This window comes from Frigoribacterium sp. CFBP 13712 (assembly GCF_014842255.1).
Taxonomy (GTDB): domain Bacteria; phylum Actinomycetota; class Actinomycetes; order Actinomycetales; family Microbacteriaceae; genus Frigoribacterium.
Map to the genome: position 1 here is coordinate 261,540 of NZ_JACYVH010000004.1, position 23,449 is coordinate 284,988.

21 protein-coding genes and 1 pseudogene are annotated in these 23,449 nt (G+C 65.2%); 10 read left to right on the forward strand and 12 right to left on the reverse strand.

Annotated features, from left to right (window positions below; all coding sequences use genetic code 11):
• Positions 1-274: 274 nt before the first annotated feature.
• Positions 275-439: pseudogene (locus tag IFT51_RS15595) on the forward strand (hypothetical protein); the annotation flags it as partial.
• A gap of 263 nt (positions 440-702) precedes the next feature.
• Here IFT51_RS15595 and IFT51_RS09525 read toward each other — a convergent pair.
• The 9 genes from IFT51_RS09525 to IFT51_RS09565 all read right to left on the reverse strand — a co-directional run bounded on the left by IFT51_RS09525 (position 703) and on the right by IFT51_RS09565 (position 11,899).
• Positions 703-2,850, reverse strand: a complete 2,148-nt coding sequence (locus tag IFT51_RS09525) for an acyltransferase family protein (protein ID WP_192060845.1) — start codon at positions 2,848-2,850, stop codon at positions 703-705.
• Between the two features lie 52 nt (positions 2,851-2,902).
• The gene (locus IFT51_RS09530; protein WP_192060846.1) at positions 2,903-3,913 is read right to left on the reverse strand and encodes a polysaccharide pyruvyl transferase family protein; all 1,011 of its coding nucleotides are present in this window, start codon (positions 3,911-3,913) and stop codon (positions 2,903-2,905) included.
• 5 nt (positions 3,914-3,918) lie between these two features.
• Positions 3,919-5,520 carry an O-antigen ligase family protein gene (locus IFT51_RS15600; RefSeq protein WP_192060847.1) on the reverse strand — a complete coding sequence of 534 codons (1,602 nt, stop codon included), beginning with the start codon at positions 5,518-5,520 and terminating at the stop codon, positions 3,919-3,921.
• Complete coding sequence (locus tag IFT51_RS09540; protein ID WP_192060848.1) at positions 5,517-6,092, reverse strand: glycosyltransferase family 4 protein; 576 nt, start codon at positions 6,090-6,092, stop codon at positions 5,517-5,519. Before IFT51_RS09540 ends, IFT51_RS15600 begins: the two co-directional genes overlap by 4 nt.
• Positions 6,093-6,547: 455 nt before the next feature.
• Positions 6,548-8,074, reverse strand: coding sequence for a lipopolysaccharide biosynthesis protein (locus IFT51_RS09545; protein ID WP_256415642.1), 1,527 nt, complete (start codon positions 8,072-8,074; stop codon positions 6,548-6,550).
• A gap of 4 nt (positions 8,075-8,078) precedes the next feature.
• Positions 8,079-8,795, reverse strand: coding sequence for a hypothetical protein (locus tag IFT51_RS09550; RefSeq protein ID WP_192060850.1), 717 nt, complete (start codon positions 8,793-8,795; stop codon positions 8,079-8,081).
• 266 nt (positions 8,796-9,061) lie between these two features.
• Positions 9,062-9,721, reverse strand: coding sequence for a low molecular weight phosphatase family protein (locus IFT51_RS15605; RefSeq protein WP_192060851.1), 660 nt, complete (start codon positions 9,719-9,721; stop codon positions 9,062-9,064).
• Positions 9,718-11,154, reverse strand: a complete 1,437-nt coding sequence (locus tag IFT51_RS09560; protein WP_192060852.1) for a polysaccharide biosynthesis tyrosine autokinase — start codon at positions 11,152-11,154, stop codon at positions 9,718-9,720. Before IFT51_RS09560 ends, IFT51_RS15605 begins: the two co-directional genes overlap by 4 nt.
• Positions 11,155-11,389: 235 nt before the next feature.
• Positions 11,390-11,899 (reverse strand): VanZ family protein, encoded by a 510-nt coding sequence (locus tag IFT51_RS09565; protein ID WP_192060853.1) that lies wholly within the window; start codon positions 11,897-11,899, stop codon positions 11,390-11,392.
• 216 nt (positions 11,900-12,115) lie between these two features.
• Here IFT51_RS09565 and IFT51_RS09570 point away from each other — a divergent pair, with 216 nt between their 5' ends.
• Together IFT51_RS09570 and IFT51_RS09575 are read left to right on the forward strand one after the other, a co-directional pair.
• On the forward strand, positions 12,116-12,313 hold the full coding sequence (locus IFT51_RS09570; protein WP_192060854.1) for a DUF3073 domain-containing protein: 198 nt from the start codon (positions 12,116-12,118) through the stop codon (positions 12,311-12,313).
• Between the two features lie 12 nt (positions 12,314-12,325).
• On the forward strand, positions 12,326-12,769 hold the full coding sequence (locus IFT51_RS09575) for a VOC family protein (RefSeq protein ID WP_192060855.1): 444 nt from the start codon (positions 12,326-12,328) through the stop codon (positions 12,767-12,769).
• Between the two features lie 151 nt (positions 12,770-12,920).
• On the opposite strand, the gene purM is transcribed toward IFT51_RS09575, so the two are convergent.
• Entirely contained in the window at positions 12,921-14,045 is a 1,125-nt protein-coding gene (purM, locus tag IFT51_RS09580) for a phosphoribosylformylglycinamidine cyclo-ligase (RefSeq protein ID WP_192060856.1), read from the reverse strand.
• A 71-nt stretch (positions 14,046-14,116) separates the two neighbouring features.
• Between purM and purF the strand changes: the two genes are divergently transcribed.
• From purF to IFT51_RS09595, 3 genes are all read left to right on the forward strand, one after another.
• On the forward strand, positions 14,117-15,577 hold the full coding sequence (purF, locus tag IFT51_RS09585) for an amidophosphoribosyltransferase (RefSeq protein ID WP_192060857.1): 1,461 nt from the start codon (positions 14,117-14,119) through the stop codon (positions 15,575-15,577).
• Positions 15,578-15,736: 159 nt separating this feature from the next.
• Complete coding sequence (locus IFT51_RS09590; protein WP_192060858.1) at positions 15,737-16,609, forward strand: ABC transporter ATP-binding protein; 873 nt, start codon at positions 15,737-15,739, stop codon at positions 16,607-16,609.
• Positions 16,591-18,165: a transporter gene (locus IFT51_RS09595; protein WP_192060859.1), complete on the forward strand. Its 1,575-nt coding sequence runs from the start codon at positions 16,591-16,593 to the stop codon at positions 18,163-18,165. Before IFT51_RS09590 ends, IFT51_RS09595 begins: the two co-directional genes overlap by 19 nt.
• A 159-nt stretch (positions 18,166-18,324) precedes the next feature.
• Here the strand turns inward: IFT51_RS09595 and IFT51_RS09600 are convergent, their stop codons facing one another.
• Complete coding sequence (locus IFT51_RS09600; protein ID WP_192060860.1) at positions 18,325-18,753, reverse strand: hypothetical protein; 429 nt, start codon at positions 18,751-18,753, stop codon at positions 18,325-18,327.
• 160 nt (positions 18,754-18,913) lie between these two features.
• Positions 18,914-19,303: a sterol carrier family protein gene (locus IFT51_RS09605; RefSeq protein WP_192060861.1), complete on the reverse strand. Its 390-nt coding sequence runs from the start codon at positions 19,301-19,303 to the stop codon at positions 18,914-18,916.
• Positions 19,304-19,389: 86 nt separating this feature from the next.
• On the opposite strand from IFT51_RS09605, the gene purD reads away from it, so the two are divergent.
• From purD to IFT51_RS09625, 4 genes are all read left to right on the forward strand, one after another.
• Entirely contained in the window at positions 19,390-20,658 is a 1,269-nt protein-coding gene (gene purD, locus IFT51_RS09610; protein ID WP_192060862.1) for a phosphoribosylamine--glycine ligase, read from the forward strand.
• Positions 20,655-21,551, forward strand: coding sequence for a phosphoribosylaminoimidazolesuccinocarboxamide synthase (locus IFT51_RS09615; protein WP_192060863.1), 897 nt, complete (start codon positions 20,655-20,657; stop codon positions 21,549-21,551). Before purD ends, IFT51_RS09615 begins: the two co-directional genes overlap by 4 nt.
• Positions 21,552-21,705: 154 nt before the next feature.
• On the forward strand, positions 21,706-22,617 hold the full coding sequence (locus IFT51_RS09620) for a VOC family protein (protein ID WP_244637117.1): 912 nt from the start codon (positions 21,706-21,708) through the stop codon (positions 22,615-22,617).
• A gap of 110 nt (positions 22,618-22,727) precedes the next feature.
• Positions 22,728-23,315 (forward strand): GNAT family N-acetyltransferase, encoded by a 588-nt coding sequence (locus IFT51_RS09625; protein ID WP_192060864.1) that lies wholly within the window; start codon positions 22,728-22,730, stop codon positions 23,313-23,315.
• Positions 23,316-23,449 lie beyond the last annotated feature (134 nt).

Below are 23,449 nucleotides of genomic sequence, written 5' to 3' on the forward strand. Positions count from 1 at the left end.
CGCCCGAGCCTTTATAGCTCCGCGGATGCGTGACGCGTCTAGCGTCTTGGCCACCAGGCCAGGGCCGTCGGGTGGTCGCACAAGCAATACCTCATGCCGTTTGGGACCGGGAACTCCCAGCCGTCGCTGCCTCCGGCAGGCTGCTGCGAATTAAAGCGGCCGGGTTCCCGACGAGGAAGACAATCGAGAATTTCACCTTCGACCACCAACCGTCCCTCAAACGCCACGAGATCGCCCACCTCGCCCAGGGCACCTACCCCCTAACGCGCAGAATGTCGTCCCTGTCGACCCTCCGGGCACCAGGAAAACACATCTCACGACCGGGCTCGGAATCAAAGCTGCCCAGACCGGCCACCGGGTGTTGGTCGCCACCGTGGTCGAGCGGGTCGCCAAGCCGCAAGCGGTCACCAGCACTGCTGGCTCGCGACGGAGTTCATGAGGCTGCGCCGATACGGGCTGATCATCGTCGACGAAGTGGGCTGAATGTCGCTCGAACAGGACGCCGCAAACCTGTTCTTTCAACTCGTCTCGAGTCGTTGCGAGCACACGTCGCTGATCCTCCAGCAACCTGCCCTTCGCTCGCTGGGGCGATGTCTTCGGCGACCAATTCGTCGCATGATCCCAGCCTTGCCTGGTAACCGCATTCTTCTACCTCGGCCAATTCTCGAGCCAGTAGTGAAGATTACAACCGAGAAGAGTAGCTCAAGATCTAATCTCGGCCATTTCCGCGGACAGAAGCGGGGCCAATGTTGCAGTAAAAAGACCGACCATATGAATACCATCGACTCGCACAGGGTGATTTGATATCACTGGCGGGCATTGATTCTCAAAACATACCCAATCGCGGGTGTTAATGTATCGGACATTTGGGCCCTCGAACTCAGATACAGCCCGCTCTTCTGCTTTAGCCACAGCACCCCAGTGCCTGGAGGGTGATTCCGTGCAGAAACTCGGGGTACTTCCCGGCACAACACAGTCATTGAGTTTAGGCCCTCGCGGGGGCACTCCCAGAACTATAGCTTTCGTCTCCGTAGGAAGCTGCTTTAGAAGATCCTGAGCACTACTTCCCCAAGCATCGTAACCCGAAAGCCCTGCAGGCTCGTCCATATACCCGACCGTGTCCAGATTCGAGACGATAATAAGATCGGGCCGCATTGCATCGACTTCCGACAAGGCCCAATCACGATGAGAGTTACAAGCCGCCCTGTTTTCATTTGACAGCGAAACGACAAAGGCAGGACACCCGGACATCGTCAGCATCTGGATGCGGTAGCCATCCGGTTCCAGCGAGGCCCGAATTGCCGGCATCCACGACGCCGCCATGCTGTCACCCAGAACTACGGCACTTTTGTCGGCGTCCATTTCACCGTAGCTGCATGCTGATAGGTTCTCTTGGCTAACAGTCAAGCACTTGTCTTGGTACACCTCTGGCGCCCAAGCAGAATAATCGAGAGCGTCAAGCGAGGGGGTTATACCATCGGGCAAATCCGACAGAGACAAACCAGCGAGAACAGCCGCAGATTGGATACCCGCGGGTGTGTTGTCAGCAATTTTGGGCCCTTCCGCTGCATCCGCATCAAACGTTCCGAGGAAGGCAGAAACAGGTGCGTCCCGCGGAGTCACTGCGATCGCTACGACAGCAAGCGTTCCCACGGCGAGTAGGGCGGTAAAGGGATACACGAACTTTGAGTAGTCGACACGCCTCGCATCTCGATTTCGGACAGCCTGAGACCCAGCAACTTTTCGCGGACGACTCTTGTGAATAGGCTTTTCGTAAAGGTGATAGGCCGTGATAGCAAGCAGGAACATCACGCATATTGCGAAAATGAAAAGGGTTAGACCATCCAGGTAAAGGTCCGCGAAGATGATAACCGGGAAATGCCACAGGTATAGCGAGAAAGAAATGTCACCAATGTAAGAACTTACTCGGTTGGTCAAAATCCCCACGTGCCGCGGTTCGACCCCAACGCCACCCGATATGACGAGTGCGGAACCGAGAACTGGAAGCAGCGCCCATGGTGCGGGGAAGGGTGAGCTTGTTTGGATAGCAAACAATGACCCGAAAATCAAAATGAGACCAACCCACGACAAGACCGTGCGCACATGAGCCCGCATATCCGACAAGATCGGAGTCACGACCGCGAGGAGCGCTCCTACGCCAAGCTCCCAAGCGCGCGAAAAAGTGGAGAAGTATGCCCAAGTCGAGCTCGCTGCGGTTTCATAGAATGCCCAAACAAGCGAAAGCACAATTATGCAAGAAATCGCTATCCCAATGGCTCGACGAGCCTGCTGGCGTCCGCCACTTCGACGGCGATCTACTGTCACGAAAACGAGAGCCATGATGACGGGCCACACGAAGTAAAATTGTTCTCCTACTGCGAGCGACCAGAAGTGTTGCAATGGCGAGGACGGACCCTCGCCTTGTAGATAATCAGTACCAGCTGCTGCAAAATTCCAGTTTGCTGAAAATACGACGGCGAAAAGCGCATCTCGTATTGTGCTCGTCGCCCTCGCTGTTGTGAAGAAGAAAGTAGCTGCAGCTGCTGTCACAACCAGAACAAGCAGGGACGCAGGCAAGATTCTACGAATTCGACGCTGGTAAAACTTCTTGAAAGAGATCCCTCCCGTGTTCTCATACTCCCGCAACAAGAGCCCCGTTATTAGGAATCCGGAGAGAACGAAAAAGACATCGACACCTATGAATCCACCCGTGGGCCAACCAAACAAGTGATCAGCTACTACTGCGAGAACGGCCAGTGCTCGGAGCCCCTGGATGTCGCGTCGTGGGCCTTGTCGGGCAACGGCCGCCAACGGGTTTGTGGTTGAGCCGGAGGCGGCGTCTCTCTTCATATGTAAGGCCCTAGGGTTTTGTGGCTGAACTACTACGGGAAAAAGCCGATAGTTATAGAGTTGTCATATCCTTGAGTTTTTGATGAGCGATAGCCGCGCCTTCCTCAGGACTCCTAGCGAAGTAGACATCATCTAAACTGCCAAGGTAGTCCCGCACTATAGCCTCCACTTTGCCATTTGCATTTGCCAAAGCTACAACCGGAATGCCAAGGAGTCCGGCCATGACTGTTGCGTGCAGGCGGTCGGTAATTACCAAACGCCCCTGACTCAACAGACTAAGGGCGTATCTTACGTTGTTGAAAGCCAGCGCCTTGTAGCATCGCTGCTGAAGGGGCTGAAGAAGTGTGGCGAGTTGCGGGACCCGCTTGTTGAGTGCCCCCGGCGCACGAAGAAGCCGCGCCCAAACTCTTCTCCATCCCGTCAGGCGCCAATCTCTGTCGATTCGCGACCATGGCATCGCCAACTCGAAGACGCCTTTTCCGTGATCGGCCTCAGAGTCCTTTCGACGCAAAACGACGGCATCGACCCGTTCCGCATTCGGTCTCTTTTGCTCGCCCACCCCAAACGCCATGTCCGGACAGAACCTCACGTTGGTGGAAGGGAAGAGAGAACGCGTGCGGTTGACGCCGACAAGGTCCCGGATCAGGACGGTCAGATCGGGATGAGCCCCAAAGATCCTCTGCGCCCGTTCGAGCCTGGCTCCCTCGGTAAAGTCGATCGTTTGAGGAAGTTGAATTACGCGCCTGTCCGGGAAATCTTGAATGACACGCTCTCGGAAATCTTGAAACTCCGTCCATCTGTCCCCCAAATTGCCACCACCGTGAATCAAAACTGGCCCGGCGGGAGCGAGCAGTCTTAGATCCTGGGCACGATAGCGACTCGCGTCTGCAACGTAGCGAATACTCACGCCCAGCTTTTTTAGATATGCGAGTTCGCCAAGATAGATAAGAGAGTCCCCAGCATTCTCATGGTTAGGAAAATCGACGAGCGAAACAGTATCGTTTGGCCCCAGAAACTCACTCAAAATCATTAAGGTTCGGTCTTGAATTAAAGCAATAGACATTGGACTCACTTTCTGATCGCCGGCGCAACGGTTTCCATGGATGCCGCCCCGCGGCAGTCAGATTCGACTTCGAGCACGGTCAGCGGCTCTACCACACTGTCCGCGAGCGAATCATCAATAGGCTTGCCCTGGGCGGCGGCCACACTTGCGCCTAAAGCAAGACCAAAGAGCATGCACGAGGTCGTACCCAAAGGCACTGGGGCCACGAATGAAATCACGACGTAGCTGATTAGGGGTGTCGCTGCGGCCAGGAGGATAACGCTAGAGGTGCGGAGCAACCGAAGAGTTACCATGACAACTGGCAGGAAGAATAGGAGCGCCCCGACAATCCCTGACTTCACGAGGACCCAAAAAGGAAAGTTATGTGAATAGTATGGTGCATAATCTTCCTGGAACGCATTCGCAGTAAGAGAAGGCTTATAGGCGTATCCGAATCCGTGCCCAATGGCAGGCCGCTCTGAGAACGCCAGGCTGAGGTAGCGGGCCTCGAATTCTCGGAACTGAATCGAGCTGTCAGAGGCAAGAGCGTCGGGTCGGAGCCCTCCAACTACGCGTTCGGTGTAACTAGCCACTTGATTATTTACGAATGTCCCTCCAGGAAGGTCGGCTAGAACGGGCGCTGCCACAGACAACAAAAAGGCCAACGAGACCACGCCGACCAGACTGACGAAAGCGACCAGGAATGGCTTGATCCGACGAGAGGAGAGAAGGCCCACGAGCACGGCTACAGCAAGCGCGAGCAGGGCGTTTCGGGAGAAGCTGAGCGTGACAATTATCAGGCTCGGAATCCAAAACATGGCACTCGAACGAATTGTGACACACTGGATGAGAATGAGCACCACCGTCACGCACAAAACTGCCAAGGCTAGGTAGTACGAACTCGTAAGAAGCCTTGTCGCGTTACCCTCGTCGATAGTTGGTGTCAACGACGCCTGCTCGGTCCGACCATTTAGAGCAAGTCCCGTGGTGGCACTGATCAACGTGAGTAGGGCCGACAGAGCGAGACTCCAGCGAATGGTTGCGAGCAATGCTCGAATGACCTTCGGGGACCTGATCACAACAGTTCCCAATACTGCCGCTGCTACAACCCAGACTAGAGGCCGGACGTCGTAAATGATCTTGTCTATGGTGTTTCCGCTGACGAATCCGACGATGCAGCCTAAAGCAGCAAAGACGGCTAAACCAAATATAGGCAGCGCCACGCGCCACGATGTCCGCCACGTCAGTAGACCGTGCACCGCCGCGATGATTAGGAACGGCTCGAACAAGTACAGACTGAAATTGCCCACCGGAATGCGGTCCGGCACAAGCGCGGGTAGTGTCGTTCCGCCTAGGGCGACGGCCAAGATGATCATCCAGGATGGTTTTGCGACCACGAGTGGCACGATAAAAAGAAGCACGAGAAGACTAACAGCAGCGGTGGGTGACTTCGCATTGAGAAGAACGATCGTTGCGCACAGCACGATCGCTGCCGGAAGAAGCAGTTGAAGTCGGGTCTCGGGGGCGAAACGTTCCCATAATGTCGTTGCGTAGTGCCTCACTCGCAATGACATCCGGCTTTCGGCCTGGCCGGCGTATTCATCCTCCGCCGATACCGACCTGGTCACGAGACCTCCCCGTTCATTATGCTGCTTAATTTGGCAGCCATGAGTGCCGATGTGAACCGCTCCTCGACCCGAACACGACCCTTGATCCCGACGTCACGGGCTCCACTCGTGTCCGACAGGAGTCGAAGCGACGCCGCAGCCATAGCGCGTGAGTCGCCAGCTTGAACTAGAGAGCCCGTCACGCCATCGACAATGTAGTCGTCGATTCCTGGCGTCTTCGTCATCACCACCGGTCGAGCTGTTGCCATCGACTCTAGAGAAACCGTCATGCCCGAAGCGTGCTCATTTGGTTGTGTTGCGATTAGGACGACTGATGACTTCGCATACATGTCCTTCAACTCGACGTGGGATAGGTAAGGGACCTTGCGAACACCAGGAGGCGGCGCCAGTTCTGACCTACTCTGAACAACCACCTCGACGTCCGGCCGACTCTGGACAATCTGGGCCAACGCCGCGAAGAGGGTCTCGGGGTCACGATCGCGATCTCCGCCCGCGCTGAATACCAGGGGTTGTTGAGGGTACGGCTGGGGTGCATAGAAGGTGGAGTCAACACCAAAGGGGAGGTAGGACACAGGAGGCGTGCCTCGCCCTAACCACTGTCGGACAAGAGGCACCTGCGTCCTACTCAGACACCAAAGGCCCGACATCCTGCGGAGAACGTGAGCAAGAAGCAGGTCTTTTGCCTTGGCAGGTCGCCCGTGCAAACGGTCCGTTGCCCAGATAACACCAGCGAACTGCCTGGTTGCTCGCGACTGCGTGAACATACGCAAAGCTAGGTCTTCTTCCCAAGCAAGGGCAGTCGACACCTCTCGCGCTGGCAGTTTCTTTGACTTTGCTAAGGCCTTCAGGAGATCGGTACCTCGCAGCAGTGCCGCTTCAACAGCAACGGGAACTTCGCCCGAAGCGCTGACACGGTCTAAGCCGTATGGCCATGAGTCAGGGTGCTTGCCCTCGGCATGCCCCCTTTCCCAACCCGCGACGTCCCGGCCGTGCTGGAAGAAGATTTCGAGACGTGCGTCTAGATGCATCACAGTTCCGCCCTTAACGAGGCCCGAATGGCTGCCCAAGGGGCCTTCCTTCTGGTAATGAATGCTGACGCGACACAGCCCGACAAAAACAGGCCACCAGCCCCCCAACCGTTGATTGCAACGTCCGCCAGCGACGCTCCTACGCTTGCAGATGCCACGAGCATTGCTCCCGCGGCCACCACAAGGGCGGCTGGCAGCAGAGCGAATCGGGCCCAATATGCCAAATCCAGGCCGAGACTACGGCGGGCGATAATCAGGTAGAGAGGCTCCACGACGGCGAGCGGCGCCGTGAGCGCGATCGCGAGTCCGACGATCCCGAAAGTTGTTGCGAGCGCGACTCCGCCACCCACGTATAGAACCAGCCACAGAAGCTGGGCCGGAAAGAAAACACCAGGTCTCCCGGCAGCATCACCGGCGGGTATTAGAGCGAGATGAATTGCGTTGAGCATTAACCCGCCCACGAGAATCTGCATGCACAGAGCGACCTCCCGCGTCGGCACATCACTGCCCAACCAAAGCACGGTCACCTCGTGCGCCGAAAGCAGAAGGACGCCACATCCGACGCCGACCATGGTGAGGCACAGGAATGAAAGGGCTTGGACAACCTGATCCGCCTTGTCTCGAGAACCGACATTGAGCCGGCTGAGGAGAGAGCGGAACGGATCGACGACCCAACCGAGGAGTTGGCGGATGCTGGAGTAGATGCGAAAAGCAGCGTTGAAGTACGTGGCTTGGGCTGGACCGAGCGCCGCACCGGCCATGACCGTTCCACTCTGAAGAATTAACGTCCCCACCAAGCTGACGGCGAACGACTTCGTGCTGTAGCCCAGCATGAAGCGGATATCGCTGACAATTCCTCTGCGAAAAGCGAGACGTGCGATTCGGCGGCGAAACACCTGCACGACGGCGACCAGGAGCGGCACGATGAGCGCAGCGGCCTCGGCCATTGCGACACCAACGACGCCGAACCCTCCCAAGCAGGCCACGAGGGTACCGACGAAGCGCAGCCCGACGCCGACGGCTTGGTTTGCCCGTTCGGTGGGGAGCATGCCCGAACCGATGAGCGCACTGGCGAAAGGTTTAAGCAGAAGGCTCAGGGTCGTGGCGGCGCTCAGCCCAAGGAGGCACGCAGATTCAGTCGCTGACAACGACGCCTGGTCCGAGTGCCAGTCGAGGTACAGAGCAGCTAGGGCGATGAACCCGGGCACAATCACGAGGAACGCAGCCGTGTTCCATGTCATGGCGGCGGACAGCAAATCGGACATGCCCCGGCGTTCACCGCCAGCCCGCGCGCGACTACCGAAATGCACGATGGCCGTGCCCACTCCCAGGTCTGAATAGTTCAGGTAGGAGGCTCCAGCGAAAAGCACCAGCCAAACCCCGTACGGTGCTGCACCAATGGTGTTCAGAATGATCGGCAACAGAACTATTCCAGCGATCAGGCTAACGACGCCGGTACCGCCACTACTCAGGACACCCGAAAGCCCAGACCGCGACTTGTGCACCAGAGGGGGCCTCCCCGTCATAGACTCACCAGGTCACGCCACCGTCGACAGAGACGACCGTCGCATCGCCCGCGGACAGCCAGACGGAACCTGAACTCGCAGCGAGAGTTACGTTCTCACCGGCTGAGGTCGGCAAGGTCTCGTTTCCGGCGCAGCCAATCGGAACACCTTCCTCGTTGGTCACCGAACTCGGGATCTCAGAGATCGCAAGACCCTGGCAGTCGGCAAGTCCCTCAGAGGCTAAGACATACTCGCCACTGGAGTCTGTGATGGCGACAGCGCCTGGTACGGCCAGGCTGTCACTCCAACTGGCACCTGCATCGATTGTCTGGAACAAAGTGCGATCGGCGCACAATACGGCCGCGGACGTGTCACTAGCTGGCGCAAGCGACACGGCTGTGCTCGCCGAACAAGGCGAAACACGATCGCCTGAAGGCGAGTGAATCGTCGTCGGCACTGCGGGGTTCAGATACCACGCTGCCGCTACCCGGTCCGGATACGTTTGAAACCCGGCACCGGACGAGTAAGTAGCAGTAAGACCCGTGTCACAGGTCACGCCACCAGAACCCACAATGAATGCATACGAAGAGTCGATGGCCTGGAGACGGAACGCGCTCACCAAGTCCGTCGTCACTGGGAACGTAGCCCAGGTTGCGCCGCCGTCGATCGTCTTCTCGAGTTCCAACGCCGCCCCGGCTTCACAGACGCCCGCCTTGACGCGAAAAGCTTCCGCCGAGTTCACAGCCGACAGGTATAGGGAGGGCGCTTGCAATGCCGAGGCTTTCCGTTCCGAACTCGCTTCTGCGCTCGGTGCTGCAGTTGCCTCAGGGCTCGGCGAAGGAAGCGGTTGAGTCGACGCCACCGGCTTAGAGCTGGCTGTGGCATCCGGTCTGAGGAGCGCGTAACCCACAAGACCGGCATCGACGATGATGAACGCCGCTAATCCGGCTATCAGGAGAGGACGCTTCGTCCGTGAACCACGCCGACGGCGTCTGTCTGCGGCCATGATTACTGCTCCCCGGTCGGTGCGGTCAGCGCCGCGGCCGATGCTAGAACGCGCACGACTACATCAGCGGCGGGCACTAGCTGACGGCCTGACTCTGCGAAAACGGAGTCGTCGAGGCGGTAGGGGTCAACGACGTCGTCGTCGTCCGCGTGCATAGCTGCGTCGACTAAACCTCGTCGAGAGGCGACCGCGGCCACCGCGGCACGTAAACGGCCGCTCGTGTCGGAGAGAGGAAGGGCAGCAGCTCCGGCAAGATCTAGATCTGTGACACCGTCTGCCAGACGAGCAAACTCACGCAGCGTGAATGAGTATCGAGACGCCCGTGGGTACATCGACACCACGGCCCGGCGGTGCTCCCGCCCCATGCCGAACACGAGGTCTGACCCAGCGACATGACCCTCGAACAGATACCGTGCTTTATGGCCTTCAGGATCGGCGCCGTACTGACGGGCGAGGTTCTGAGCTTGGGGAGGCATCGTCTGCCCGTCTTGAGCCATCGTCCCGGCGCTATCTACACGGATGTCCACTACCCCCCTTTTTTCTAGTTCGGAGCGCAAGTACTGTTCCGCAAATGGGGATCGGCAGATGTTACCCGTGCATACGGTGAGGATCCGGAATGTCGGCGACGCCTGCGGCCGGTCGAAGCTGAAGGCCGTGCTCACCGGGTGCGTACCTGAGTCTTCGGTGCCGAACTCGGCATGTCTCCGGGGCCGTTCACGGTGTCCTGTTCCATACCATAATATGCACCATAGTTACCGTAACCATAGGCGTCCGGTCCCTTGGTGGGCAGCATCGTCATGACTACACCCAGCACACGTCCCCCAATGTGGTCCAAGGTGCGCATGGCGGACTGCAGCTCCTGACGCGTCGTTCTCCCAGCGGCAGCAACGAGAATCGCCCCGCCGGTCAGTTTGGCGAGAATGGCGGCGTCCGTCACAGGCAGAAGGGGCGGCGCATCAATCAGCACATAGTCAAAGCTCGACGTCAGGGACTCGATGAGGGTCACCATGGCCTTTGATCCGAGCAACTCGCTTGGGTTCGGGGGGATGCGGCCCGCGGGCAGCACGAACAGCGTCCCGCGACCCCAAGGCTGCAGGACATCTTGGAGGTCCGCACGTCCGATGAGGACGTCAGTCAACCCCACGACCCCTTCAAGGCCCATCGTGTCAGCCAGACGAGGCAAGCGAAGGTCCCCATCAATGACGGCGACACTGGCGCCGGTCTCGGCAAGCGCGATAGCGAGGTTGGAAGTAGTCGTCGTCTTCCCCTCTCCGGGCAATGATGACGTCATGACGAAGCAACGCGACGTGGACTCGAGGTTGACGAACTGCAGGTTTGTGCGCAGAGACCTGAACGACTCGGCTCGTGGGGAGCGCGGGTCCGCGTGCACGATCAGAGGCCGTTTCTTCGCCCCAGGGTCGTAACTAATGCCGCCCAGGATGGGCGCTTCCGTCACTTGCTCGACATCGTGAGAACCGTGGATACGGGTGTCGAGCGTGCTGCGGAGAACTGCAGCGGCCACTCCGAGAACCAACCCGACGAGAAATCCAAGAACCAGATTGATGGTCGTTCTTGGTGATGAGGGAGATCCTGCCGTCACCGCCGGCTCGATGGTAGCAATTTTGACAAGGCTTGGCCCCCCACCTGTCGGCGATTCAAGGTCGTCCACGACTACGGCGGCAAAGCTCTGGCTCACGGCGTTGGCGATCGCTGCCGCCCGCTGAGGCTCTGAGTCTTCGACCGTGATGTTGATGAGGACGGTACTGGTCGGGGACTCGGCTGTGATCTGCGAGGCGAGTCCCTTCGCGCTCGTGTCAAGACCGAGCTGCTCAATCACCGGCGTCAGAACCGCCGTACTCGTTACCACGTCGATGTATGACCGCACCTTTTGCTGCGCAGCGCTGCTGCCCTGAACGAGGTCTGTCGCGCTGCTGGCATCTGACGACTGCACACTGACAAACAGCTGCGTTGATGAGACGTATTTGGGTGTACTGAGGATCGATGACAGGGCGCCGGCGGCGACTCCCACCAGAGTTACTGCAACGATGAGGATCCATCCCTTACGGAGAATCCGGATGTAGTCACGCAGCTCCACGCGGCGGCCTCTTTCTGTCGTCGGTCGGGTACCCGGCGCCATGGCACGGCCCCCGAGAGCGGCCCAGATACGCAGCGAGAAGCCCTGAAACGGCTCTCGCCCCGCGAAGAATCGTCACGTTGGGCCGTCAACATCCTCACATAGGCGTCGGCCGTTTCCGAACTTTTGCCCGCAAGTGCGGACGCTTGGCCCCGCAACGAGGGCCGCAAGTTCATCCTTCAGGTGTATAACGCCGCTACGCCGACGCTCCCACCCGCTCGCGCGAGCGGCGGCGCTGGAGCCGCGCGCGCCTCCTCGCCATCCGGCTCGAGCGGCGCGCCCACAGGGCGACCACGCCGGCGATCGACCCGAGTAGCGCGCCCGCGGTGTTCGCGATGACGTCGTCGACGGTCGCGAAGCGCGACGGCAGGAAGAAGTGCTGCCCGAGCTCCACGACGACACTGCCCGAGAAGCCGACCAGCACTCCGAGCCACCACCGACGACCGCCGACCAGCAGCACGACGATCAGACCGAACGGCACGAAGAAGGCGATGTTGGCCGCGAACTCGAGCGCGGCGTAGTCGAACGACTCCGGGACGCCTCGGCGGTGGAGCAGCGCCAGGCCGCGCATGATCAGCGGGCGGGCGCCCTGGTCGACGGGCGACGGCCAGAAGGCCACGAGCGCGACACCGAGGCCGTAGAAGACCAGGGCGACGAGCGCGATGGTCCGGCTCGCCCACGAAGCGCGCAGTGTCGCTGGGGTCATGATCACGCCTCTCGTCGGGCGTCGTGAGCTTCGCTGACCCGACGGTGTCTCCTGACATCGTGACAGACCCCGACCGAGCCCACGAGAGCCCCCGCCCGACGCACAGTCGGCTCATGGGGTACATGCTAAGATCGGTCCAGTTTTGCAACTGTCATCAGTCGGCTGTACCCGGTTCGTCCGACACCGCTTCCGGGCCGAATTCAGAGGGGGTCACGCATGGGGCGCGGCCGTCAAAAAGCCAAGCACACCAAGGTCGCCAGAGAGCTGAAGTACTTCAGCCCTGACACCAACTACGGTGCACTCGAAAAAGAGCTGGCTACCAAGAGCGACTCCGGCGACGAATACGTCGACAAGTGGGCCGACGACATCGACGACGAGTACGACGTCGATCACGACCAGAACAAGACCGCCTAGGGTCGCCTGATCATGACGATCGACGGATCCTCGGCGGACGACGGCACGACGCCCGTCGACACGACGGGTTCGCCCGGCGGCACGATCGCGCGCCCGGCGCTCGAATGGGAGCAGGTCGTCGTCGACGCCCTCGAGCCGGCCACGCTCGCCCACTGGTGGGCCGACGCCCTCGGCTGGGTCGTCGTGTCGCCGAGCGGCGACGACGAACCCGAGATCCGCAGCAGCCCCGACTCCCTGCCGGGGCTGCTCTTCGTGCGCGTTCCCGAGGGCAAGACCCTCAAGAACCGCCTGCACCTCGATTTCCGACCCGACGATCAAGACGCCGAGGTCGCCCGCCTGCTCGAGCTCGGGGCCACCCGCTCCGACGTCGGCCAGACGTCCGACGTGTCGTGGGTCGTGCTCGCCGACCCCGAGGGCAACGAGTTCTGCGTGCTCGGCGAGCGCCGCGCCTCCTAGGCTGACCGCTCGCCGCGCCTCCTAGGCTGCCCGGTCGCCGCGTCTCTCCCTCGACACAGCACGACGCCCGCCCCGCATCAGCGGAGCGGGCGTTCGTCGTCCAGCCGAGCGCGAACAGCGCGACCGGCGGGTCGGTCGGCGACCGGCCGGGTCAGCCGGCGTAGGCCCCGACCAGCCGCACCGCGCCTCCGTCGACGCCCTTCGCTCCCTGCTCGAAGCCCGACAGGTCGCGGACGGCCGTCGAGACCGTGCCGATCCGCCACGTGTCGATGCCGTCGGCGACCAGCGCGGCCGAGACCGCGGCCGCCTGCGAGGCCGAGACCACGGCGATCATCCCGATGCCGAGGTTCCAGGTGCCCTCGCTCGACTCGAGGGTCGAACCGGCCAGGTCGCTCAGCACGCGGAACACCGGTGCCGGCGACCAGGTCGCGCGATCGACGTCCGTCCACGAACCGCGGGGCAGCACACGCGCCAGGTTCGCCGCGATGCCGCCGCCGGTCACGTGACTGAGCGAGTGCACGGCCCCGGCGAGCGCCGGGTCGTCGAGCACCCGCAGCAGGGGCGACGTGTAGAGCAGGGTCGGTTCGAGCAGCGCCTCGCCGAGGGTGCCCGAGAGCTCGTCGACCGTGTCGGTGTAGCCGAGATCGCGCGACGCGAGGATGTGCCTGACCAGCGAGAAGCCGTTCGAATGCAGCCCCGACGAGGCGAGGGCGAGCACGACGTCGCCGTCGCCGACCAGGTGCGGGCCGAGCTGGCGGTCGGCCTCGACCGCGCCGACCGCGGCACCCGCGACGTCGTAGTCGTCGGGGCCGAGCAGCCCGGGGTGCTCGGCCGTCTCGCCGCCGACCAGGGCGGTGCCCGTCTCGCTGCAGGCGCGGGCGATGCCCTCGACGATGGCGGCGATGCGGGTGGGGACGACCCGGCCGCAGGCGATGTAGTCGGTCATGATCATGGGGCGGGCGCCGACCACGACGATGTCGTCGACGACCATGCCCACGAGGTCCTGCCCGATGGTGTCGTGCTTGTCGAGGGCCTGCGCGATGGCGACCTTCGTGCCGACGCCGTCGGTCGAGGTGGCGAGCAGCGGGCGGTCGAACGATTTCAGGAACGAGACGTCGAACATGCCGGCGAATCCGCCGACGCCGCCGACCACGCCCGGGCCGTGCGTGGCGCTCACGGCGGCCTTCATCAGCTCGACTGCGCGGTCTCCCGCCGCCGTGTCGACACCTGCCGCGGCGTAGGAGGCGCTGGTCGAGGGGGCTTCGGAGGTCGCCATTCGTTCATCCATTCGGTGTCGCTCTAGACTGACGCGGTAACCCCAACTCTACGGTCTGGAGCCAGATCCGCATGTGCGGCATCGTCGGTCTCGTCGCGCACGAGCCAGCAAATCAACTCGTCTACGATTCGCTCCTCCTGCTGCAGCACCGCGGCCAGGACAGCGCCGGCATCGCCACCGCCGAGCGCGGCATCTTCCACATCCACAAGACCAGGGGGCAGGTGCGCGAGGGCTTCCGCACCCGCGACATGCGCGCCCTGCTCGGCACGATGGGGCTCGGTCACGTGCGCTACGCGACGAAGGGCGCCGCGAGCAACGAGCAAGAGGCGCAGCCGTTCTACGTGAACGCCCCGTACGGCATCGTCCTCATCCACAACGGCAACCTGACGAACACGCGCGAGCTGACCAGCGAGCTGTTCCACGTCGACCGCCGTCACCTCAACACGAACAGCGACACCGAGCTGCTCGTCAACGTGCTGGCGCACGAGCTGCAGGAGCAGGTCAACGGCAGCGACCTCGACCCCGATCAGATCTTCGCCGCGGTGTCGCGGGTGCACGAGCGCGTGCAGGGCTCGTACGCCGCGATCGCGATGATCGCCGGGCACGGTCTGCTCGCCTTCCGCGACCCGTTCGGCATCCGCCCGCTGGTGCTCGGTCGTCGTCTCGCGGCCGACGGCGTCCGCGAAGAGTGGATCACCGCCTCCGAGTCGCTGGTGCTCGAGTCGGGCGGCTACGAGATCGTCCGCGACGTCGCCCCCGGTGAGGCGATCTTCATCTCGCTCGACGGCGAGATGGTGTCGAAGCAGTGCCACGCGAGCCCCCGCCTGATCCCCTGCTCGTTCGAGTACGTCTACCTGGCGCGCCCCGACTCGATCATGAACGGCATCTCGGTCTACGACGCGCGCCTCCGACTCGGCAACCGCCTGGCCGACACGATCGCGACCTACGCGCCCACCGGCGACATCGACGTCGTCATGCCGATCCCCGACTCGTCGCGGCCCGCCGCCATGCAGGTCGCGCAGAAGCTCGGCATCGAGTACCGAGAGGGCTTCTACAAGAACCGCTACGTCGGCCGCACGTTCATCATGCCGGGGCAGGCCGAGCGCAAGCGCTCCGTGCGGCAGAAGCTGAACGCGATGTCGAGCGAGTTCAAGGGCAAGAACATCCTGATCGTCGACGACTCGATCGTGCGCGGCACCACCTCGCGAGAGATCGTCGAGATGGCGCGCGCCGCCGGGGCCAACGAGGTCACGTTCACCTCCGCCGCGCCTCCCGTGCGGTTCCCCCACGTGTACGGCATCAACATGCCGACTCGTCACGAGCTCGTCGCCCACGACCGCAAGATCCCCGAGATCGCGCGCGAGCTCGGCGCCGACCACCTCATCTACCAAGAGGTCGCCGACATGCAGGCCGCGATCATCGAGGGCAGCGACGTCACCGAGCTCGAGATGAGCTGCTTCACCGGCGAGTACGTCACCGGCACGGTCAGCCCCGAGTACCTCGCCTGGGTCGAGGCCAACCAGCTCAGCTAGTCGCCGGTCCCCGATCGCCCGCCCCGCGCCTCCTCCCCCATCGAGGAGGCGCGGGTCGTCTTCACCCGCATCTCCCCCAGGGGAGGCGCGGGTCGTTCACCCCGCATCTCCCCCGGGAGGCGGTGGTCGCGACCCCGTCGGTCTCCCTAGGCTGACCGCATGACGGACGCCGTGCCTCCTCCCGTGCCCGATCCCGCCGTGCCCGCCGCTTCGGCCGTGCCCTCGTCGTCGGCTGTGCCCGCCGCCTCGGCCTCGCCGGGCGATCGGGCTCCGCAGGGCGGGGTCGCGCTGCAGATCAGCGGACTCCGCAAGGCCTTCGGCCAGAAGGTCGCGGTCGACGGCATCGACCTGACCGTGCCGAGGGGCTCGTTCTACGGGCTCGTGGGGCCGAACGGCGCCGGCAAGACCACGACGCTGTCGATGGCGACCGGTCTGCTGCGACCCGACGCCGGCACCATCGAGGTGCTCGGTCACGACGTGTGGAGCGACCCGACGCACGCCAAGGCGCTGGTCGGCGTGCTGAGCGACGGCGTCAAGCTCTTCGACCGCCTGACCGGCGAGCAGCTCGTCACGTACCACGGCCTGCTCAACGGGATGGATCGCGAGACGACCGCTCAGCGCGTCGGCGATCTGCTCGACCTGCTCGACCTCCGCGGCGCCGGGGGCACGCTCGTCGTCGACTACTCCGCGGGCATGACCAAGAAGGTGGCGTTGGCCTGCGCACTGGTGCACGCACCGCGCCTCCTCGTGCTCGACGAGCCGTTCGAGTCGGTCGACCCGATCTCGGCCGCCAACATCCGCGACATCCTGCAGGGCTACGTCGAGGGCGGCGGCACGGTGATCGTGTCGAGCCACTCGATGGACCTCGTGCAGCGCATGTGCGATCACGTCGCCGTCGTCGCGAACGGCCGCGTGCTGGCCGAGGGCACGATCGACGAGGTGCGGGGCGGTTCGACGCTCGAAGACCGTTTCGTCGAGCTCGTCGGCGGACGTCGCCACAACGAGGGGCCGTCGTGGTTGCGCACCTCCTGAGGCTCCGCTGGCGGGTGATGCTGAACGGCTTCAAGCGCAGCACCTGGCAGCTCGTCGCCGCGATCATCGGTCTCCTGTACGGCCTGGGCATCCTCGGCGTGGTCGTGGCCGGGCTCATCGCCCTGTCGTTCGCGCCCGAGGGCGTCGCGTGGACGACCGCGGTGCTCGGCGGCTCGGTGCTCGTGCTCGGCTGGGTGATCGTGCCGCTCGTGCTGCGCGGTCTCGATCAGACCCTCAGCGTCGAGAAGCTGCGCGCGTTCCCGATCCCGGCCGATCGTCTGCTCGTCGCTCTGCTGATCTGCGGCGTGCTGGGTGTGCCGGGTCTCGTGACCGCCATAGCCGGTGTCGCGACCGCCCTCAGCTGGCTGCGCGACCCGGTGGCCCTGATCGCTGCGCCGTTCTGCGCCGTGATCGGCGTGCTGACCTGCATCGCCGCGTCGCGCACCGTCGAGTCGCTGACCTCGTCGCTGGGGTCGAAGCGTCGCTACCGCGAGCTGATGAGCGTGCTGGTCTTCATCCCGCTGATCCTCGCCGGGCCGATCATCGCCCTCGCCGGCACCGGGCTCGCCACCGTCGGCGACGACCTGCCCGAGATCGCGCGCTCCCTGTCGTTCACACCGCTCGGGGCGGCGTGGTCGATCCCGGGCGACCTCGCCGCGGGGCGCGGTCTCGAGGCCCTCGCCAAGGTCGGGATCGCCCTCGCGACGCTGGCCGTGCTCCTCCTGCTCTGGAGGCGCGGGTTGGCCGCGGCCCTCATCGCCCCTCCGGCGTCGGACTCGGGTTCGACCGCGAAGGGTCTCGGGCCCTTCCGCTGGTTCCCGGCCACTCCCACCGGCGCCGTCGCCGCTCGCGCGGCCGTCTACTGGATGCGCGACCCCCGATACGGCGGGTCACTGATCGTCGTACCGCTCATCCCCGTGCTGGCGATCTTCATCTCGGTCACCACCGGCAGCGACTGGCTGCTGCTCGCGACGGGGCCGGCCATCGGCGCCCTGCTGATGATCACCCTCAGCGCCGAGATCTCGTACGACGGCACGGCGTTCGCCGCCCACCTGTCGACGGGCCTCTCGGGTCGGGCGGACCGGGCCGGGCGCGTGCTGACGCTGTCGCTCTTCTCGGTGCCGATGGTGCTGATCGCGACCGTCGTGCCGCTCGCCGTGGTGGGTCGACTCGACCTCGTGCCGGTGATGCTCGGCCTGGGGCTCGGCGTGATGCTGACCGGGTACGGGGTCTCGAGCGTCGCGTCGACGAGGTTCCTGATGCCGGTGCCCGCAGCCGGCGAGAGCCCGTTCAAGTCGCCGCAGGGCTCGACGCTGACGACGGCGCTCATCACCTACCTCGTGTGGATCATCGCGTTCGCCTTCGCCATCCCCGAGATCGCACTCGCCATCGCGGCGCTCGTCACCGGCAGCGCGCTGCTCGGCTGGTTGACGCTCGTGGTCGGGGTCGGGCTCGGCACGGCGCTGCTGTTCGTCGGCATCGACCGCGGGGGCAGGTCACTCGACGCCCGAGGGCCCGAGCTGCTCAGCAGCCTGCGTCGCGCGAGCGGCGGGTAGCGCGGGGCGGGCTGCGCGTGGTGGGCTGACCCGCGCCTCCCGCCCGCCTGTGCAAATCGCGACCTTCTCGCGCAGTTCAGGTCGCGACCGGTTCGTGCCGTGCAGATCGCGACCGGGCCACTGCACCGCGGCGTGCCGAACCCGTCCGACCGGGGCGGGTCAGGACTCGATGTCGCCCTCGACGGCCTCGTCCGGAGCGTCGACCCGGCTGCGCTCGGCGGTGACCGACTTCGCCCGACGGACCGACACGCGGTCGACGATGATCGCCACGAGCGAGCCGATCGCCCCGCCGAAGGTCAGCCCCCAGAGCGAGAAGTAGCCGTAGGTCGATGCGACGCCCTCCCCCTCCTGGAACGGGAAGAGCGAGGTCACGATCAGCGACACGATGACCCCGGCGAGCGCACCCATGATCAGGAAGACCGGGTACTTGGGCGCCCGGCGCACCGTGACCTCGTCATGCGTCGCGACCTCGACGGGCTCGGCGGGCTCGGCAGGCTCGGCGGGCTCGGTCGACCCGGCGGGCTCGGTCGACCCGGCGGGCTCGGCGGGGACGTCGGGCTGCTGCGAGTGGTCGGGAGCGTTGGTCACCCGCCAAGTCTCCCAGACGGACGCCGCGCCGCCGTTCAGCATTCTCGGTGTCGAACCACACGACTCCCCGGTGTCGAAGCACACGACGCCAGATGCCGGACCCTGCTCCGGAGGCGCGGTACAGGAGGCGCAGCTCCTCGCCGACCACGCCCGCCCCGGCTCACTCCGAACGCAGCCCCGGCAGCCGCACGGGCACGTACCCGGTGAGATCCGCTCGACTGCCCGACGCGGAGACCAGCGCACCGGCGACCGCCTCGGGCCAGGTCAGACGACCGGTCGCGAGGCGGATGAAGGTGTCTGCGTCGGTCTCGACGACGTTCGGCGGCGTACCCCGGGTGTGACTCAGCCCCTCACGGAACTGGACGGCTCCGAACGGGGGGACCCGCACCTCCACGGTGGCCCCCGGCTCGGCATCGGCCATCACCTGGAGCAACCAGCGGACGGCGGTGGCCGTCACCATCCGGGGTGCCGTCTCGCCGCCGTCGAGCGCCGCCGACGCCTCCCGGACGGCAGCCGCCCCCGCCCCGTCGTCGATCCGCGCCTTGGCCATCGGGCCACCGTACGCCCGGCCCCGACCGCCGGGCCCGCCCAGCGCACCCCCACCCGCCCGTCGGCGCTCGTCGCTAGGCTTGCCCCGTGCGAATCCTCGTCCTCGGTTCCGGTGCTCGCGAGCACGCCATCATCACCGCTCTGCTGCGCGAAGACGCGGGCCACGAGATCGTGGCGGCCCCCGGCAACGCCGGCATCGCCGCGCAGGTCGAGGTCGTGCACCTCGACCCGTCGAACGGCGCGGTCGTCGCCGAGTACGCGCTCGAGAACGACGTCGAGCTGGTCGTCATCGGCCCCGAGGCCCCTCTGGTCGCCGGCGTGGCCGATGCGCTGCGGACTCGCGGCATCCCCGTCTTCGGGCCCGGCAAGAAGGCCGCCGCGCTCGAGGGCAGCAAGACCTTCGCCAAGCGCATCATGCAGGAGGCCGGCGTGCCGACCGGTCGCGCGACGCGCGTCGGCACCCTCGACGAGGCCATCGCGGTGCTCGACGACTTCGGCGCCCCGTACGTCGTCAAGGCCGACGGACTCGCGGCGGGCAAGGGCGTGCTCGTCACCGGGAGCCGCGACGCCGCGGTCGAGCACGCCACCTATTGGCTGCAGCACGGGCCGGTGCTCGTCGAAGAGCACCTCGACGGCCCCGAGGTCTCGTTGTTCTTCCTCAGCGACGGTCACACCGTCGTGCCGCTCAGCCCGGCGCAAGACTACAAACGACTGCTCGACGGCGACGAGGGGCCCAACACGGGCGGCATGGGCGCGTACTCGCCCCTGCCGTGGCTGGCCGACCGGTTCGGCAGCGAGAAGGACTTCGTCGACGAGGTGCTCGACACGATCGCCACACCGACGGTCCGTCAGCTCGAGAGCGAGTCGACGCCGTTCATCGGCCTGCTCTACGCCGGGCTGATCCTCACCGAGCAGGGTGTGCGCGTCATCGAGTTCAACGCCCGGTTCGGCGATCCCGAGACGCAGGTCGTGCTGCCCCGGCTCATCACCCCCCTCAGCGGTCTGCTGCTCGCGGCGTCGACCGGCTCGCTGGGCAACCACGAATCGCCTCGGTTCGCGCCCACCTCTGCCGTCACGGTCGTCCTCGCCAGCGAGGGCTACCCCGAGGCTGCGGTCAGCGGTCGTCCGCTCACCGGGCTCGACGACGCCACGGCCGTCGCAGGAGTCCACATCGCGCACGCCGCCACGGCCCGGCTCGACGACCGCCTCATCGCGACCGGAGGCCGCGTGCTCAGCGTCGTCGCCGAAGGGGCCGACTTCGGCGAGGCACGAGGCCGCGCCTACGACGCCCTGTCGCGCATCGGGCTCGAGGGCGGCCAGTACCGCCGCGACATCGCCGAGCGGGTCACCCGATGAGCACCCTCGGCACGCCCCCCGCCCTCGACGGATGGGCGCCCGTCTACTCGGGCAAGGTCCGCGACCTGTACGTCCCCGCCACGGACGGCGCCGCATCGCTCGACGACACCGAGTACGTGCTCGTCGTCGCCAGCGACCGGGTCAGCGCGTTCGACCAGGTGCTCGAGCCCGGCATCCCGGGCAAGGGCGCCCTCCTGACGCAGCTCAGCCTGTGGTGGTTCGACCAGCTCGAGACGGTGCCGAACCACCTGGTCGACCCGACGCGGGCGACGGTGTCGCTGCCCGGCGCCGTCCGCGACCGCGCCATGCTCGTGAAGCCGCTCGACATGTTCCCCGTCGAGTGCGTCGTGCGCGGCTACCTCGTCGGCAGCGGCTGGGTCGAGTACCAGGCGCACGGCACCGTCTGCGGCGTGCCGCTGCCCGAGGGCCTCGCGAGCGGCGATCGACTGCCCGAGCCGATCTACACGCCGGCGTTCAAGGCGCAGCTGGGCGATCACGACGAGAACATCAGCTTCGAGCGCACCGTCGAGCTGGTCGGGGCCGAGACGGCGGAGGCGCTCCGCGACCTCTCGCTCGACGTCTTCCGCCGTGCCTCCGCGGTGGCCGAGGCTCGTGGGGTGATCCTCGCCGACACGAAGTTCGAGTTCGGGGCCGATCGCGAGACCGGCGAGATCACCCTCGGCGACGAGGTGCTGACGAGCGACAGCAGTCGCTACTGGGACGCCGAGGTCTACGCCTCGGGCGATCGCACCGCGAGCTTCGACAAGCAGATCGTCCGCAACTGGCTGTCGACCAACTGGGACGGCACGGGCACCCCGCCCGAGCTCCCCGCCGACGTGGTCGAGCAGACCGCTCTCCGATACCGGGAGCTCATCGAGCGCCTCACCGCCTGACGCGCCGGTTGCGCCGGTTGCGCCGGTTGCGCCGGTTGCGCCTGCGGCCAAGCCCCGTCGCGCGTCGGGAATGCCGCCTCCCGCCGACCGGTTAGGTCGATGACACGTCACCGACCTGTGACGCCCCATCGACATCGACCGTTCAGAGGACCCCATGACCGACGCACCCGCCGCTCCCGACGCACCCCGCGCCTCCTCGGCCGATCTGCTCGCAGCCGACACGGGCATGGGTGCGGTCACCCTCCGCGTCGCCGATCTCGACGCGATGACCGCGTACTACCGCGACTCGGTCACGCTGCAGGTGCTGGCGAGCGAGCCGGCGGCAGGCCGGGTGACCCTGGGGCGCGGTGCGACGCCGATCGTGATCCTCGAGCACGCGCCCGAGCTGCGGCACGCCGGTCCGCGCGAGGCCGGGCTGTTCCACACGGCCATCCTGTTCGAGACGGAGGCCGATCTGGCCGCAGCGGTCTACTCGGTCGCGAGCCACCACCCGCAGTCGTTCACCGGCAGCGCCGACCACCTCGTCAGCAAGGCGTTCTACTTCACCGATCCCGAGGGCAACGGCATCGAGCTCTACTGGGACCGAGCCCGCACCGAGTGGTCGTGGACGCACGGGCAGGTCGACATGGCGACGCTCGCGCTCGATCCGAACGGGTTCCTGCAGCAGAACGTCACCGAGGAGGCGCTGGCCGGCACCGCCCTCCGCCCCGCCTCCGTCGGGCACGTGCACCTCAGCGTGGGCGACGTCGATTCGGCCCAACGGTTCTACGTCGAGCAGCTCGGCTTCGAGACGACGACGCGATTCGGACCGCAGGCCCTGTTCGTCAGCGCCGGCGGCTACCACCACCACATGGCGATGAACACGTGGAACAGCGCGGGCGCCGGGCGACGGCAGCTCGCCCTCGGGCTGGGACTCGTGCGGATCGAGGTGCCGGGCGGCGACGATCTCGGCGCACTCGGCGAGCGCCTCGGCCACTTCGGCGTGGCCACCCGCGACGACGGACGGGTGCTCGGCTTCGACGACCCCTGGTCGAACCGCATCGAAGTCACGACCCGCACCCGCTGACGCAGGGCACGCCGACCGACGCGACCCACGACCGCCCTCCCCCGCCGCACCCCGCCAGCACCCCGCCGGCACCCCGCCGGCACGAGGCGGGGCGCGCTAGCGTCGACGTCATGTCCGACGCCGCAGCACCAGCCCCGATCTTCAGCCCCGTCGCCGAGGGCGACCTCACGCTCGACGATCACGAGGCCATCGCGTCGCTGCTCGCCCGGGCGTTCCCGAGCTACGACCACTGGTACCTCGGAGCCCGCAGCTGGGCGGGCATGCAACCCGAGCGCCGTGTCGTCGCACGGCTCGGCGACGTGGTCGTGGCGCATGCCGGAGTCCGCCGCCAGTTCGTCACCGTCGGCACGACCGACCTGCTCGTCGCCGCCGTGGGCATGGTCGCCGTCTCGCCCGAGGTGCAGAACACGGGGCTCGGCGCCGAGCTCCTGCGGCACGTCGACGGCGTGCTGACCGATCTGCGCGTCCGCTTCGGCGTGCTCGAGTCGGGCGAGGGGGTCCAGGGCTTCTACCGCTCGGCCGGGTGGCGCCCGCTCGAGCACGCCGGCGAACCGATCACCGGTCATTACACGGCGTTCAGCGCCGATGGCGCGGGCGTGCTCGTCACGCAGCAGGAGGGCTGGCTCGCCCGCGAGGGCACCTCGACCCTGGCCGAGTGGCCCGAGGGCGACCTGCACTGGAACGGGCAGATGGTCTGACCCGCTGTCGAGGAGTCACGACACGCCGCCGGCTCGCGAGCCCCACGGCGCGTCGTGACTCCTCGACCCGGCAGACGGAAGGAGGCGCGGCTCCTGCAGAACAGGAACCGCGCCTCCTTCAGTCACCAGACCGA

Excerpts from the sequence above, each read along its gene's own strand:
- IFT51_RS09525 (WP_192060845.1), bottom strand. The coding sequence starts at position 2,850 with ATGAAGAGAGACGCCGCCTCCGGCTCAACCACAAACCCGTTGGCGGCC.
- IFT51_RS09530 (WP_192060846.1), bottom strand. The coding sequence starts at position 3,913 with ATGTCTATTGCTTTAATTCAAGACCGAACCTTAATGATTTTGAGTGAG.
- IFT51_RS09545 (WP_256415642.1), bottom strand. The coding sequence starts at position 8,074 with ATGACGGGGAGGCCCCCTCTGGTGCACAAGTCGCGGTCTGGGCTTTCG.
- IFT51_RS09565 (WP_192060853.1), bottom strand. The coding sequence starts at position 11,899 with ATGACCCCAGCGACACTGCGCGCTTCGTGGGCGAGCCGGACCATCGCG.
- IFT51_RS09570 (WP_192060854.1), top strand. The coding sequence starts at position 12,116 with ATGGGGCGCGGCCGTCAAAAAGCCAAGCACACCAAGGTCGCCAGAGAG.
- IFT51_RS09575 (WP_192060855.1), top strand. The coding sequence starts at position 12,326 with ATGACGATCGACGGATCCTCGGCGGACGACGGCACGACGCCCGTCGAC.
- purM (WP_192060856.1), bottom strand. The coding sequence starts at position 14,045 with ATGGCGACCTCCGAAGCCCCCTCGACCAGCGCCTCCTACGCCGCGGCA.
- purF (WP_192060857.1), top strand. The coding sequence starts at position 14,117 with ATGTGCGGCATCGTCGGTCTCGTCGCGCACGAGCCAGCAAATCAACTC.
- IFT51_RS09590 (WP_192060858.1), top strand. The coding sequence starts at position 15,737 with ATGACGGACGCCGTGCCTCCTCCCGTGCCCGATCCCGCCGTGCCCGCC.
- IFT51_RS09605 (WP_192060861.1), bottom strand. The coding sequence starts at position 19,303 with ATGGCCAAGGCGCGGATCGACGACGGGGCGGGGGCGGCTGCCGTCCGG.
- IFT51_RS09615 (WP_192060863.1), top strand. The coding sequence starts at position 20,655 with ATGAGCACCCTCGGCACGCCCCCCGCCCTCGACGGATGGGCGCCCGTC.
- IFT51_RS09620 (WP_244637117.1), top strand. The coding sequence starts at position 21,706 with ATGACCGACGCACCCGCCGCTCCCGACGCACCCCGCGCCTCCTCGGCC.
- IFT51_RS09625 (WP_192060864.1), top strand. The coding sequence starts at position 22,728 with ATGTCCGACGCCGCAGCACCAGCCCCGATCTTCAGCCCCGTCGCCGAG.